Here is a 14063-nt window from a genome sequence, read left to right as displayed (position 1 = left end):
AAAGTTTGGTTACAGATTAAGAGGGAGCCTTACGGCGAAACTTTCGCCAACGCCACCAGCCAAAAAGCCGTACAGCCGCGTAATAGAGCTTATTTCGGAAACTACCAGGCTTAAAGCGTTCCATCAGTTCAAAGTAAACCCCATCGGCATAAGCCCTGTCAGCGCTATCGCCAAGCGCCTTTATTTCAACGTAGAGATCTGCGAACTTTTCCCAATCCATATACAGCCTATCGTGAGCCACTGCTGCCAGGTTGGTAAGGTTATCGTATGCAGGCAGCAGGCTCTGGCTCCAGGGTGGAGTGCTGTGGCAATCGGTAATAAAATCGGCAGGAATGAGCAATAGTTTGTGATCGGCCAGCTCCACCAGCACATCCTGCAAAACCGTCATTTGATCCGGCTTCTCCAGTCGGCTATCAATGACCACCGGCAGGCAGTAAAACGAATCAGAAAGCGCAATTAATAAAGCGCGGTCTAAGTCGAAGTCTGGTAGGTGATGTAAAAAAGCCATCGGTTTCTGTTGCTCCATTACAGGCCTCCTCTGCTGTCAATGTTGGCAATTTCCCGCTGAATGAGTAGGTAAATGAGGCTGGCCACACTGGTGGAATCGTTGATGGCTACACCCATTTGTTTGAGCGATCCAAGCGTAATGGATTGGAAAAAATCCCGCTGGCTTATCGACTCGCCTTCGTAGTCGGCTGGTACGACTCGGCCTTGAAAGTCCACATAAGAGCCATCCGTTTGCCGCGTAACAATCTGATCGGCATACCGCTGGAGAGCCGCCTTTTTCTGATCGGATGTTAATGATTCGTCGGCCAGGATCTGCTCCGTAATCGGTAGGCCACTAGAGGCATCTAGGGTAATTATTCGTACCTGTTGCACCATATTGAGATCCCGCGTAATCACGAAATTCTCATGTTCGCCTATCCGGCTTAAGCCAGTGATGGCCTCACTGGAAATGTGGTTATGTATTGCATTCATTGGTCAAAAAAGATTAAAACGTGGTGAGTGCTGCCCGTTTCCAGCCAGCCGTGGTTTTTACGTAGAAATAGGTATCACTCCAGCAGATTTGCCCTACCTGGCCGTTTGCGTCGCTGGTGCTGGTTGGTGTGTAGCTGGTTTCCAGTCGGAGCTGCTGGTGGCCGGTGGTTCCTTTTAAGTGCATTTTAGATGTGGGTGCACTAGTGCCTAGTCCCATAAATCCACTGGCTCCTAATATTCTAACCCATTCAGACTGTCCGGCTCCACTCCAGCCCGATATGACAAAGGTGCTTTCGGTGCCTAAACAACCGATTGTCCAGGTAGTAACATCCTTTTGGCCGAACTGCATTAGCGCCCCGTTCTGGGCACTGGTTGACCGATTGTAAAGATTCAGGAAAACCCCGCTTGCTGGGTTTGACATATTTATGTCTACTGGATAGGATGGCGTTTGTCCCGCTGGCGTACCAATACCTATTTTGCCATCTCCCTGTATCCGCATGAGTTCTTGACTCGTTGCGGGCGATGTGCCAGCATAAAAAATGTGGTTAGAGCCCGCTTCTCCTACTTGGTAACGGAGTGTAGCGCTGTTCACGCCGAATCCAAAAAATTGATGGTCGTTATTGTAGGTATCCCAGAGTGATATTCGTTTGTTGCCAAAAGTCGATGACAGTTTTAACAATGGCGATAGTTCGTTTATAATCAAGGGATACGCCAACACCCCCTGATAAGGTCGCCATTTTAACACCAAATCAGGATCTACGCCTAATTGGGGAATCGCTATGCCTGGTATGTGAAACTCGATAATAGCCGCCTTGCCGTTACCCTGGCCCTGAACTTGGAGCGCTACCTGACCAGCAATACTATCAACCATGTTCGTTGCATTGCTTATTCCTCTTGTTGTTAGGCCACCAAATAAGGTAACGGCTCCTGTCCTAAATACGCCCTCATTATTGGCACCGCCTGGTGTGCTATCACTTGTACGTAGCCAGGTGGATAGGTTGCCATTGATAGCGGTCTTTACCCAATCAATGAGTTGATACAGTACATAGCGTACAAATGAGGCTTTACCTCTCCGCTGTTGGGTCGGAGTGGCATCTGGAATGTTTGAATCAATGAGCGCCTTTAAAGCGCTGTCGTCGGGTGCTGCCATCGGCTTGTTTATAAGTGGTTATTAAGCGTTAAAAGAAATGTCAAAGGCTGAATCAAAATCGACATCGGCAAAGAGGGTGGTGCTGTCGAAGGTTTCCAGAAACCAGGCAGGGTGCCAGCTCCTGGCTTTGGCTGTTACCTGCACATAGTTGAGCGCTCCGATAGTTCGGTTTATTTCCAATCGGAGGCCGTTGCCGGGTTCTCCGGCCAGGTAGGCCTGGCCGTTTCGATCCAGCCAAATGGCCAGCCATCGCCTGGCCTGGTTCGTCTCTAGCCAGTCGGTGAGCGCTGGCTGGTTTCGGGGTAGTGCGGCCTCCAGGGTCAGCTCCCAAATGGTGCCCGCTCCCGTTGGATCGGCCTGGCTGGTTTCCTGCATGGTGCAGCCACCCGCTGGAAATACTAGCTCAGTGAGTGGAGCGCCTGCCACCACATTGAGCGCATTCTTAGAAACGGTTTTGGGGGAGCCCACCACCGGCAGCTCATCGGGTGAAAGGATGGCCAGCACCTGCTCAATGGGTAGGAGCTTGAGCCTAGCCACCTGGCCAGCATTTGGCTGCTGGAGTGTTAAGCCTATCCGGCTCTCTGTTACTTGCATAGCCAAAAGTAGCCACCTACTTAGCCGCTGGAAAGGACTGGATTTTAGGCCACTTTCCAAAACAAAAAGAGCCTCTACGCGCCGTAGGGGCTCTTTTTGGGCTAGTTTAGCCCGGATACTTTTGCACTCAGTCGGACAATGTTGCTCTCAGCCGGACAATGTTGCGCCCAGCCGGACAGGTTAGGCAAAAATATTTTTTTCGGCGGCTCTGGTTTGCTTGTCCACTCGCTCCAGATAATCCCGATAAATTTTGCGGATGGTTTCAAAATCCACATCCACATCCGGCTCGATTTGGTAACGCTCCAGAAAGCTCCGAATAAACCGGGAGTAGTCACCTCCACAAAGTCCATGTAAGGCCCGTACTTCGATAATCAGCGAACGCCTAAAGAGCTCATCCAGGGCTTTGGCCAGAATGCTGATTTTTTCGGGTGGCACTTCGTGGGTTTTATCCCGGCAGCTATACCAGATGGTTAGATTGTTGCCGCTTGGTTCAACTCGTTGGTAAACGTAAGGAATCGCCACAATCATACTGGAGATCTGTGCCCGAATCAACGAACGCCCCCCAACATACAGGCCACCATCTGGCTCGATGTTGCCAAATTCAGGATTTAAAAGATACTTTTTTAAGTGCTTGGGTACTGAAACAACTACCTTTTTTCTCACGGAATAAATACGGGTTTTTCATAGTTATAGCGGTTAACGTCAGGAGGTTAAAGATACACAATAACTGAAAAATTACAATTTACTTCTGTTGCCAAAATACAAAAATGACCTCAATGAGACTATCTATCAGCTTAGGCTAAGTTATGCTTTTGCTGCCCATTTACTCAATATAGGCCGTTTTTAACTTCATTTAATATAAATAGTAGGTCGATTAATTCTAATTAGTGCTTAATTGCCACCTGTTAAACAGTTCTAAACACATCTCTTATGAAAAACCTCATTTGTATTGTTCTGCTTGTTTTTATCCAAATTTCGGCAAAAGCACAAACAGAAAAAGGCCGCTGGAACGCTGGATTTAGTGTCGGTCAGTTCAGTTACCAAAAAAATGACCTTCTGAGCGGTTTTTCAGGTTCAATTAGTCCAACTGCGGGCTATTTTGTAGCGCGTAATTTCTTGATAGGCACTGGTATTCCTATTAGCTACAGTTCCACTGATTATTCAAATCTTGGGGTTATTCGAAGAATGAGAGTAACAAGTATTGGAGTCTCCCCATTCGCCCGTTATTATATAGGAGCCTCTAAACTAAAGCCTTATGTTGGAATTGCCTATACTTATTCGCACTCCAATTACCATGAAGAAAACTCACAGACTATACCTACTATAATGAATGACGAGTCAACCTCAGCGAGTTTAACACCTTCTCTTGGGCTAGCTTACTTCATCAATCGAAGTATTTCATTAGATGCCCAATTGGGCTATAACTTCTATAGCTCGAAAGCGTCCATATTTGACTCATCAGCATACAACTACCGAGTTGCCACGCTTGGGATTGGTTTTAATATTTTCTTCGGTAGCTGATTTTCAGCCTAGTAAACTCTCATTACATATCAAACGCCCAACAAAAGAGAAGATTCTTCTGTTGGGCGTTTCGCTTTATTTTATTCTGCCAAATACAGAAATAGCCCCTATGAGGTTATCTAAACGCCCGGCCTGGTTCGTGTTGTAAACGGCATTGGTGGTGCCATTCACGGAATCCCGAACCTGATACACTGCCCCCTCTACGGCATTGATAGACCCCTTTAAACTGGCTACCTGGCTACCCATTCCGTTTAGTCCTGTTTTGGTGCTAAAGGCCAGGCTTTCCAAACCGTTTTTTGTGGTGGTGGCTAGGTTATCCATTGCCTGCGCGTTGGAGCGGGTGGACACATCCAGGGAGTAAGTCACCGAATTGGCCAGTCGGCTCATGGCCTGCTGCTGGCTGGTGTCGGCTGCTTTGATGGCCTCCTGGATCTCACCCAATACTTTGAGCTGTTGTTTGCCCTGTTCCACAGCCTGCGCTTGTGCCTGGTTGGCCTGATCGGCTCCACCTAGCGGCCCCTCTCCATCACTGGAGTAATCGGCCACCCCGCCATCCTCGTAGCGTTTGGGGACATAACCCCCATAGCGGAACATTCTGCCGCTCCAGGCTTGGCCATCCATCAAACCACCCTCTCGGAAAGCTGGCCCCCGGAATGCCGTACCACTAAAATCCGTAACGGGTGAGCTCCGCTTGCCTGGCGTTCGGGCATTGGCAAACATCCGACGGATAAACGGCAGGTTTGCCCTAGTTTGCTCTCTGGAAATGATGGCCTCACCGCCCTCCATTTCGCCCTGTTCCCGGCCTGTGGCTCTATCCACAATGGCCAGCCCTCCAGTGCCGTAGGTGGAACCATGTCGTCCACCGCCTGGAATGAATCCGCCTTTGTCAAAACTTGGCTGTGGCTGGCGTTTAATCATGGCCACCTGAATACCCGTCATTACGGCAGTAGCAGCCGCAAACACCAGGTTCACCGGCCAGAAACCAGAGGCCAGTGCCTTAAGGGTGGCCAGTGCTCCAGTGATCACAGCGCTGGCAATATCGGCGTTCTGTTGGGCTTTCCAGGCCTTGAGTTTGGCCGCTGCCTCCACCGCTTTGGCGCGTTTATCTTCGGCCTCAATGGCGGCCTCTAGATCCTTTTTATTTTGGATTCTAGTGGCTTTCTCCTGCTCCAGCAATTTGAGCTTTTTAGCTTTCTCATCCTCGGCTGTTTTGACCTTTGCCGCTGCCTCATCTTTGGCGGTTTGGATCAACTCTTTCGCCTTGTCCTTATCCGCCGTCTCCAGCTCTTTAAGGAGCTTAATTTTAGCTTTCGCTTCGTCGGTGGCATCTTTGGTTTTGGCTTCGTATTCGTCGGCAGAGAGCTTGGTTTTTGTCTCAAAATCCTCCTTTGCCAGCTTAATCTCCAGCTCGGCTCTGGCCTTACTTTCCTCGATCATTTTTTTACGAGTAGCTGAGTCCAGATCGGTACGCTTTTGGATGCTGGCAATTTCGGCATCACGGGTGGCCTCGGCTGCATCAATTTTCTGCTGCTTCTCGTCTTTGGCATTGTCCACCGCATCATCATGCACCGCTTTGGCCGCTGTTTTTTTCTCGGTGGCCTCCTGGTTGGTTCGGTCAATTTCGGCCTCCATATCGGCCTTACTTTCCGAATTACTCATTTCAGAGTAGAGTGTTTCCAGCGTCTTGATTTTCTCGGCCTCGGTTTGCTTAATGGTTTTGATGTTCTCGCTGGCCTGCTCTTTAGTGGTTTTAATGGCCTCCGTTGCCTGATCCACGGCCAGCTTTTCGGTGGCTAACTGGTCGTTTAAAATGGCCACTTTCTCATCCCGCTCCCGTTTGGCTTCGGCAATCTCTTTATCTGCCCGTTGCTGTGCCAGGTTAGCCAGAAACTGTGCCGCCTGGCTGGCCATCTGGCCAATGGCTGCATACTTCTCCGTATTCTCCTGGAGTCGTTTCTGCCAGGCCTCTTGCTCTCCCTGGACTATCTTATTGGCATGGTCAACGAACGCAGAGAGATCGCCTTTTAGAAGTGCTCCGAATGCGTTCGATGTTTCCGACCAAATCGCGTTCTTTTTCTCCTTGAGCTCTTTCTCAATTTTTTCAATCTCTGCCGCGTTTTTCGCGCTCGATAACTGCCGCTCATTGCGGTAACGATCCTCAATAGACGTAAGCGCGGTAGCCAGTTGACCCTTATCGGTTATCTCCCTGGCAGCTTTGGCTTTTTCGGCTGCTTCCTCTGCGTTGAGCTTTTCAATCGTGGCATTATACTGGATGGTGAGCCGGTCTTTGTGCACATCGGCCAGTAGGTTGGCATTGCCTTTGGCCGTGAGTTCCCGCCAATTCAGTAGGGCATTTTCGGCCAGCCGCTCCTGCTCCAGAATAAACTTTTTAGCCTCCAACCTGGCCTTTTCTTCTTCCTCGGCTTTCTTGCGTTTCTTCTCGGCAAACTCCCCGGCCACCCTGGCCACATCCTCCTCCAGCTTTTTATCCAGAGCCGCAATTTCCAGGTTCTTGGTTTTCTCATCCTGGATGCCCCGCATAATGGCCTCCACCTTTAGATCCCGCTCGGAGCCTAACTTTGCAAACTCGCGTTGCATCTCGTCTTTGATGCTGGCCACGTGAGCGGCAGCCTCCAATTTAGCCAGCTCCTCCAGTGCTTTCTCGTTGGCTTTTTCGCGTTCCTTTAGGGCTTTTTCGTGCTCTTTGAGATCGGCCTTTCTCGCTTTTTCGGCCTCTTTGGCTTGTTTGTCCAGTGCCTTTTTCTGCTCATCGGTCAGGCCTTTTCCATGTGCGGCTCCCTGTTTCTTTCCGGCAAACTCAGCCTTTTGCACGTTGGCTGGATCGCTCCAGATGGCCACCACGGCAGCAGCTCCCGCTTTTACGTTGGTTTTTACGTCGGTAATCACTTTGGCCCCGGCTGCTTTGGTCTGATCCCAGGCCTTGCCTGCTGCCTCAAAGTTTCCAGATAAAAACTCTTTGATGGCCACGGCCATATTTTTCATCACGCCACCAGCGCCCACGGCAAAATCGGCCAGGGTTTTGTAATAGCTCACGGTGCCCGTAATCAGCGTAGCCAGTACGCCCACCAGGTTACGAATCACCGTAATGCCTACGCCCATGAGCGAAAGCAGGCCAGAGAAAACGGGCTTTAGTTTGTCGCCAATTTCCACTTTTAGGCTGTCGAAGTTGTCGCCCAAATTGGAGGCCTTTCCCTCCAGGGTTTCCATCATTTTGGCGTTTTGGCCTGCCACCCCGTTCATTTGCCCAAAGGCAATAATGGCCCCCTGTATGGCTTCGGGTGTATTCTTAACAGTGGTATTTACCCCTTTAAAGCTAAACGTGACCTCATCCCCGGCTTTTTTAGCCGATATGCCAAACTCCTTTAAGCGCTCGTTTTCCCCGGTTTGTGCATCCAGTGCAGCCTCCACCAACTGATCGAACGTTTTACCCTGGCTGGCAGCGAGATCCGTCATGGCCACCATTTCCTTTTGGGAGGGTCGTAAGCCTCGGTTCACCATTTTTACATAGCCCTCGGTGAGCTCATCCACGGAATAGGCTGTTTTGGCTCCCAGATCCTTAAGGGCTCCCATTGCGGCCTTTGCCTCCTCCTGGCTCCCTAGTGCCGTTTCCAGTACTTTACCGTACTTCTCAAACTTGGCCGTAGTCTCAAAAATGCTTTTGCCAATGTCGACAATAAAGCCAATCACCTGGAGCGCCATAAAGGCATTAAAGGCTTTGGCCATCGTGCTCACTCCAGAGCTTATTTTATTCCAGAGCGTTGGCTTTCCAAGCTCATCACCGCCCTCTTTAATCTTGTTTACCTCATCCTTTACGCCCTTAAATTGCTTCTCGGCATCACCTAACCGTTTGGCCGCTGTAATAAATTCATCGGTGCCAGGCTTGAGCGTTTTAAGATCTTTATTGAGCTGCTTAATAAGGTTATCTAGCTGGCCATAGGAGAGCGTGGTAACGTCTACATCCTTTTTAAGTGCTGCCGTTGCTTTCTGTACATCGGCTAGTTCATTCTTGTATTTCTGCCAGTTTTCGGAGCCCTTGCCTCCGTCTTTTTCAATGTCTTTAAGGGTGGTTTTTAGTTCTTTGGCCTTTGCGTTGAGTGTGTCGATACTCTTGCCTACATCTCCCTGATTTAGTTGGAGCGTAAGGCTGGCCACCTCGTTTAGATTTACCATGTGAATGTGGCCTTATGATTGAGTAAAAACAGCTTTATAGGCGCGGAGCGCGGTTAAATTGCTGGCCGTGGCCAGATCTCGATACAGATACGGGAGCACATCCTTTAGGAGCGGATCGGAGTAAATGCCTCGGTATTCCCGTTTTATGGAAGGGTAGCGCTGCCGGTTAATTTTGATGGCCCAGGCAATGCGCTCCACACTGGCCAGCTCACTGGCAGGCTTCGCTTTGTGAGCGGTTGGGTAGCCTGGTACATAAGCAAATTTTGAGAGTCCTACCTTTTCCACAAAGGACTCCATTGCCACCAGTGGGGGTGTCCGGCTGTAGTTCATCGATCGTAAATCTCGGAGCCGAACCAGGCCAGCCATCTCCAGTCTGGACTCCACGAAAACCCCGGCCTCTTTGGCTGCTGTGGCCCGAAATGAATTTAACATTTCGCCGGTAAGTTTGAGGCCTGCCTGCTCTATTCGCTGAATAAAAGCCCGCTCTGCCTGGATCGTGTAGCCGTCTAGTATCTTAGCTGCATCTCGGTTATTGGTGAGCCATTCGGCTCTGGCATCTCCCCGTATGCCGTTGGTTGCTTCCATTGTTTAGCTTTTTTCGGAAAGCTAAACGGGTAAATAGGTGGCCAAAAGGACAGCAACGGCTGCCGCACAAAAAAGCCACGGCTGGCTGGCTGTGGCTTTAGAGTTTCTAGTTCGAAATACCTATTTTTATGCCCAAAGGCAAGCTATCAATCTAATAAATAGCTTGTTTGTTTTTAATTTCTAATACTCACCAGGGACCGAAACAAAATGGCTAGTAGTATAAGTAAAATAAGTTTCGCTACATCTATTAAAAGTCTTACTCTAAAAACTTATGTTGAGTCTCTTAGTAGATATAGAAATGGAATAGAACAAGCTATAAGCTTAAAAGATGAACTACCAATCTTTATAGATACCAGTGTTTTTCTAAGATATTATAGTATCTCTGAAAAAGATAGAAAAACTCTGTTTTCTTTCTTTTCTCAATTCAAAGATAGGATTATTATTACTACTCAAGTACAGAAGGAATTCGTAAAAAACAGAGAAGATGTAATTGAGAAATTCTTTGAAGATACATTGGAAAAATTAAAAACATCATTTAGGAGCGATATTGTTAATAAGATTAAATCATATAGAGAGGTAAATAAAAAGGTAATCAATGACTTTAGTTTTTTAGATAATTTTCTAAGAAAAATGTCAGAAGAATTAGATAAAAATTATGATTCTTTAGTTGAAAGTGTAGATAGTAAAAAGAGTAATCTTAATAAGGCAAAATATGAAGATGATTTATTAGCTTTAATTTTAGGAATGACTCTAATAGACAATTTAAGCGAGGATGATATTAAAGTTATTAAAGGAGAGTACGAAAATTTAAGAAAAGGTTATGACTCAAAAAATGTAACTAATGAAATAAAAAAACCTCAGGCTGCTTTTCCAGGTCTAGGAGACATAAAAGAAAAACCTGAAAATCCATATGGAGATTATATTATCTATCATGAAATCATCAATTATATTAATGAAAAAAAAACAGATGCTATATTCTTAACCTATGACAATACTAAGGGGGATTGGCTTAAAGAAAATAAACAACCACACGATCACTATATTCAAGCTACATTCATCGCTACTAGCAAAACTTTATATTTTTTAGATGCTGATAGATTTTTTGCTGACAGATTAAATGAACACTTCGACTCACTAATTTCTGAGGTAGAATATGAAAAGCAAAAGATCATTGATTATGAACGTTTATTTGTTCAAAACTATACTCAATTTGAGTATTACGTAAGAGATTTATGTTCAATATTGAAAATTGAAAAATACAACAATACCTCATTATTAAATCTTTTAAATCAACTATATAATTTAGGTCATATAAAATACGAAGAAATAAGGGACTTTGGGATTTTACGAGAATTTAGAAATATCCTTGTCCATTACAATAATAGAGAAGTAATTGAAAGTTTCAGTGAGAATCGGCTTGTTGAATTGTTGGCGAGACTTGATATTTTAACTAACATCATAAAAGGGTTATTTCCCAAAATTCAATAAATAATATTACAGTCATCTTTAATGATAACTATTGATAATAGTTATCATTAAAGATGTAATTCTCTATGCTCTTAACAGCAGCACCTGCGCTGCTTGTTTTATCGGCAGTGCCACCTGTATCCTGGCCACCAAATAATCCACGCCATTGATGTGCACTTTCTGGCTCCAGTCCAGTGTGGCCAGATCTACCTCATTCAGATCCATCTGCCGCTCCAGGTAGTACATCCGTTTTCGCATAGCCTCCACGGCTGGCCAGAACCTAGCGGCCAGGCCATCGGCTCCCGTCCAGTACAAGGAGTAGCCCCCTGATTTTGCCGTGGCCACCGGCAGGCCAGCCGTGAGTCCATTCCAGAATAAAAGCCGTGGACTAAAATTACTGGTGAGCTGGCTAAACTGTGCTGTTCTGCCTGCCTGTTTGGTTATGGCCAGGCCTGTGGTGGCATCCGTTAACAGGGTGGAAAGCTGGCAGCTTATTGGCGTGGTTCCTGTCTCCTCGTCCAGTACGGGTGTTAGATAGTCGGCCAGCTCTGGCGGGTTGTCTTTAGCCAGGCCATCACCGCCATCGACCACACTGGAGAGTAAAAGCCTGCGGTTTAACTCTGGTCGTTTTTTGTAGGTCTTTACGGCCTTTTCGCTCCAGTCTTTCGTGGCCGTGTTGCCCAAAAAGTCGCCTAAAAAATCTAGCTTAATGGATTTTTCGGCTGGATCTATCAGCATGGCCAGGCCAAATAGCTTGCGTAGCTCCAGCAACAGCACCGGCATGGTGAGCGCTGGCAGGTGCTGGCTCAAAATCAGCGTGTAGCTGCCATCTAATGCCCTAGTATTGTAGAAAAGCAGCTTTTGCAGCTCCGTATGAGCCAGAAAAGAGCCCGAAATACTTACCCCTGTTAACTCGAAAAAGCGCTTAATGACCTCCATCAAAAACGGCATAGGCACCTTTGGCTCCGCTGCTGTGTAGGCTCCAGCGGTGTACTCATTCACTTTGCCAGAGTAGGAGATGGATGCCCCATTAGATCCATAATAATCTGGATTGAGAATAGTAGGAAAAGCGGCCACATTTCGCACCTCCATGCCGGGACCAAACTGCTGCACCACCGGCAGCAGCGTGGCAGGCAGGGAAATACTACCAAAATCCACTTCGGAGAGTGGCGTGGTGTGCAGATCACCAAACAGCTCACCCAATGCCTGCACCACCTGAAACGTGTAACTATCAGAGGCCTCCGTTAGGATGGCCACGCCTTGCTGGAGGAGCTGGCCATTATAGTACTTTTCGCACTCGTAGCGGAGCCCTACGGCATCGTTTTGGAGCTGCTCTGGAAAGCCTAAGATGATCCGGTTTTTGCCCGTAATCGGCAGCGCGGGAATGGTGGCTTTGCTGGTCAGAACATCCTCAAACGTCAGGTACGGATTGAGCAGCTCCAGCTCAGTGCTCATGTTGGGAGCCAGATCCATCTCCTCCCCATTGATTCGTATTTGCAGGCTCATGGTTAGAGTTGGGTGGCTTTAAAGTATAACTTATCCATTGAGGCCAGCGTGAGTAAAGCGGATAGGCCTAAGTACGCGTAACCGTCTGAGTTCATGGCCACATTAGTATTATAGCGAATTGTGCCATTTTGGTAGATCTTGACATTAACGGAGCTAGTGGCCGTACCGTACACGATAAACCGCCAATTGGCTGAATAGACCGGAAAGTTTAAATCATTGGAATAGCGTGGATAAACATAGGGTCGGCTTTGGCCTTGCAGATCCCAGGTGTTACCAATCTTTACCGAGGAGCCGCCTGCCTCGTACCATTCCACCTCAAAGCGATTACCGTCATTTACCCGATAATGCCACTGGCCTGCTGGAACGGCCAGGGTGTAGAGTTCTGGAGCCACCGTACAGGAGCCGTACTGGTCGGCATAGGCCTGGGTGTTCTTGCTGGTGTATTCGGCCTCCGCTCTGGCATCGGCCTCCGCCTGGCCAATTTCAGAGCCGTACTTTCCGGCAGCGATCACCACCAGAGCAGCCTCCCCAATATCGCCCCCTGTGCAGGTTGTACGTTTAAAGGTGGTGGCTCTGGAAATGGCCTGGCTCGGATAGGGCGTAGAGCCAGCGGTAATGCCTGGCAGTGGCAAGCTGGCAATATAATCCGGGTCGCCTGGTTGGTTCGGCTTTTCGGTTAGTGGCTTGAAAATGGTATTATCATCCAGGTAATATTTCTGGAATTTGAGCGGTCTACCGTTGCCGGTTCGCTTGCCAAACTCATCCAGCACCTGAATAACACCAATACCGTTCCAGCCTACTGGCCTGGCTGGTGCAGGACTGGCCACCGGCAGGCTGGAGTAATTCAGAATAGGCGCTGCTACCTGGAACGTAAAACTCCTAGCCACCAGATCCGCATTATCTTCGGCATCCACCAGAGTAGTGGTTAATAGCTCCAGCGCTTGATGGCCTTTTTTACTCAATAGGTAGATGTTTTGAGAAAGTAAAAGTTCATCCAGGCACTTAAGCTGCTGCTCGGCAAACCGCTCAAAAAAGCCCGTACTCACCGAAAGGGTTTGTTTGCCCTCCACGTGCACCACCTTGAGCTCGGAGAAATCGGAAGGAGCCCCGGCAGGCCGTTCCATTGCGGCCATCGTTCGGAGGGTTTCCAGGGTTTCAGAGCCTGCCCCGGTTAATCGGAGGGTATCCCACCCGCCTAAACTATTTGAGTATAAAATCCAGCGCTCTTGCCCTCTGTATTTTCGATCCAGGGTATAACTCCGTACCTCGCTCAATCGGTTGCGTTCGCCATCGGTGAGCCATACCCGATAGCTGGCCACCGTTTTGGCTCCGCCTATTAAACCCAGCGCTTTGGCTCCAGTGGGAACACAAACTACTTGGTAGGTTTGCCCTCCAGAAAGTAGGCCTTTGTCCAGGGTCTCCTCGCTGCCATCGGTGTAGGTAATCTCCACCCTGCGCCGGATGGTGGCAGGAGTAGGCGACATGTTGAGCAGGTAAAACAAGTACTCTGGCTGCTGCTCCCCGACTACTTTGTTATCTAGCTGCCAGGTTAAAAATGGCCGCTGTTGGCTCATGTAGGTGGTAAAAAATACCTCTCCCCAGGTGGCAAAATCCAGATCGGAGAGCCCTGCTTTGAGTATCCACTGGTTTTGCAACTCTTTGGATGAGCCTGCCAGGAGCACTCCATTATTTAGGATGGATTCGCGCAACATATACGGCATGGTCAGGCTGGAAATAATACACATATCGACCGTTCCCGCTGCTGGCTTTTGGTACTCCAGGAATCCATCCAGGAGCTCATCCAATCGAAAGAAAGCACCCTCGTACACTGTTGAGCCAAATTCTGTGCGTGGTGGCTTTTCGGCTCCTGGCATTTTTACCAATCGCTTAAAGGTGGTGGAGCCTGGCGAAGTAGGCACCAAAGCCTCCAGGAAGTAACGGAGGCCAGTCCTGGAGACTAGACTGGTATCGGCAGCGTCCAGCACGTGCTCAATTTTATTTCTGGAAAATTGTACCGGCAAAAATACCAGGCCTGTTTTTAATGGATCTATCATAAAAAATGCCTCACCTT

At 48.2% G+C, this 14063-nt stretch carries 11 protein-coding genes; 2 read left to right on the top strand and 9 right to left on the bottom strand.

Annotated elements, in window-relative coordinates; genetic code table 11:
- Nucleotides 1-16: 16 nt before the first annotated feature.
- The 5 genes from H3H32_RS03740 to H3H32_RS03720 form a co-directional block, all read right to left on the bottom strand.
- Nucleotides 17-508 carry a DUF1353 domain-containing protein gene (locus H3H32_RS03740; protein ID WP_182461337.1) on the bottom strand — a complete coding sequence of 164 codons (492 nt, stop codon included), beginning with the start codon at nucleotides 506-508 and terminating at the stop codon, nucleotides 17-19.
- Nucleotides 509-525: 17 nt separating this feature from the next.
- The gene (locus H3H32_RS03735; protein WP_182461336.1) at nucleotides 526-978 is read right to left on the bottom strand and encodes a hypothetical protein; all 453 of its coding nucleotides are present in this window, start codon (nucleotides 976-978) and stop codon (nucleotides 526-528) included.
- 13 nt (nucleotides 979-991) lie between these two features.
- On the bottom strand, nucleotides 992-2128 hold the full coding sequence (locus tag H3H32_RS03730; protein WP_182461335.1) for a hypothetical protein: 1137 nt from the start codon (nucleotides 2126-2128) through the stop codon (nucleotides 992-994).
- A 21-nt stretch (nucleotides 2129-2149) separates the two neighbouring features.
- Nucleotides 2150-2722, bottom strand: a complete 573-nt coding sequence (locus H3H32_RS03725; protein ID WP_182461334.1) for a hypothetical protein — start codon at nucleotides 2720-2722, stop codon at nucleotides 2150-2152.
- A gap of 180 nt (nucleotides 2723-2902) precedes the next feature.
- Entirely contained in the window at nucleotides 2903-3385 is a 483-nt protein-coding gene (locus tag H3H32_RS03720; protein WP_182461333.1) for a hypothetical protein, read from the bottom strand.
- Between the two features lie 267 nt (nucleotides 3386-3652).
- Between H3H32_RS03720 and H3H32_RS03715 the strand changes: the two genes are divergently transcribed.
- Entirely contained in the window at nucleotides 3653-4243 is a 591-nt protein-coding gene (locus tag H3H32_RS03715) for an outer membrane beta-barrel protein (protein WP_182461332.1), read from the top strand.
- 75 nt (nucleotides 4244-4318) lie between these two features.
- Here the strand turns inward: H3H32_RS03715 and H3H32_RS03710 are convergent, their stop codons facing one another.
- Together H3H32_RS03710 and H3H32_RS03705 are read right to left on the bottom strand one after the other, a co-directional pair.
- Nucleotides 4319-8434 (bottom strand): hypothetical protein, encoded by a 4116-nt coding sequence (locus H3H32_RS03710; RefSeq protein WP_182461331.1) that lies wholly within the window; start codon nucleotides 8432-8434, stop codon nucleotides 4319-4321.
- A 12-nt stretch (nucleotides 8435-8446) separates the two neighbouring features.
- Nucleotides 8447-9019, bottom strand: coding sequence for a hypothetical protein (locus H3H32_RS03705; protein ID WP_182461330.1), 573 nt, complete (start codon nucleotides 9017-9019; stop codon nucleotides 8447-8449).
- Nucleotides 9020-9226: 207 nt separating this feature from the next.
- Here H3H32_RS03705 and H3H32_RS03700 point away from each other — a divergent pair, with 207 nt between their 5' ends.
- Nucleotides 9227-10507, top strand: coding sequence for a PIN-like domain-containing protein (locus tag H3H32_RS03700; protein WP_182461329.1), 1281 nt, complete (start codon nucleotides 9227-9229; stop codon nucleotides 10505-10507).
- 63 nt (nucleotides 10508-10570) lie between these two features.
- Here H3H32_RS03700 and H3H32_RS03695 read toward each other — a convergent pair whose 3' ends face one another.
- Both H3H32_RS03695 and H3H32_RS03690 read right to left on the bottom strand, forming a co-directional pair.
- Nucleotides 10571-11992 carry a hypothetical protein gene (locus H3H32_RS03695; protein WP_182461328.1) on the bottom strand — a complete coding sequence of 474 codons (1422 nt, stop codon included), beginning with the start codon at nucleotides 11990-11992 and terminating at the stop codon, nucleotides 10571-10573.
- 2 nt (nucleotides 11993-11994) lie between these two features.
- Nucleotides 11995-14046: a DUF5977 domain-containing protein gene (locus H3H32_RS03690; protein ID WP_182461327.1), complete on the bottom strand. Its 2052-nt coding sequence runs from the start codon at nucleotides 14044-14046 to the stop codon at nucleotides 11995-11997.
- Between the last annotated feature and the right edge of the window lie 17 nt (nucleotides 14047-14063).

The sequence above is a fragment of the Spirosoma foliorum genome, from assembly GCF_014117325.1.
GTDB classification, from domain to species: domain Bacteria; phylum Bacteroidota; class Bacteroidia; order Cytophagales; family Spirosomataceae; genus Spirosoma; species Spirosoma foliorum.
Note: the sequence above shows the minus strand (reverse complement) of the source record. Positions and strands in the feature narration are given on the sequence as shown.

Excerpts from the sequence above, each read along its gene's own strand:
- H3H32_RS03740 (WP_182461337.1), bottom strand. The coding sequence starts at position 508 with ATGGCTTTTTTACATCACCTACCAGACTTCGACTTAGACCGCGCTTTA.
- H3H32_RS03735 (WP_182461336.1), bottom strand. The coding sequence starts at position 978 with ATGAATGCAATACATAACCACATTTCCAGTGAGGCCATCACTGGCTTA.
- H3H32_RS03730 (WP_182461335.1), bottom strand. The coding sequence starts at position 2,128 with ATGGCAGCACCCGACGACAGCGCTTTAAAGGCGCTCATTGATTCAAAC.
- H3H32_RS03725 (WP_182461334.1), bottom strand. The coding sequence starts at position 2,722 with ATGCAAGTAACAGAGAGCCGGATAGGCTTAACACTCCAGCAGCCAAAT.
- H3H32_RS03715 (WP_182461332.1), top strand. The coding sequence starts at position 3,653 with ATGAAAAACCTCATTTGTATTGTTCTGCTTGTTTTTATCCAAATTTCG.
- H3H32_RS03710 (WP_182461331.1), bottom strand. The coding sequence starts at position 8,434 with ATGGTAAATCTAAACGAGGTGGCCAGCCTTACGCTCCAACTAAATCAG.
- H3H32_RS03705 (WP_182461330.1), bottom strand. The coding sequence starts at position 9,019 with ATGGAAGCAACCAACGGCATACGGGGAGATGCCAGAGCCGAATGGCTC.
- H3H32_RS03700 (WP_182461329.1), top strand. The coding sequence starts at position 9,227 with ATGGCTAGTAGTATAAGTAAAATAAGTTTCGCTACATCTATTAAAAGT.
- H3H32_RS03695 (WP_182461328.1), bottom strand. The coding sequence starts at position 11,992 with ATGAGCCTGCAAATACGAATCAATGGGGAGGAGATGGATCTGGCTCCC.
- H3H32_RS03690 (WP_182461327.1), bottom strand. The coding sequence starts at position 14,046 with ATGATAGATCCATTAAAAACAGGCCTGGTATTTTTGCCGGTACAATTT.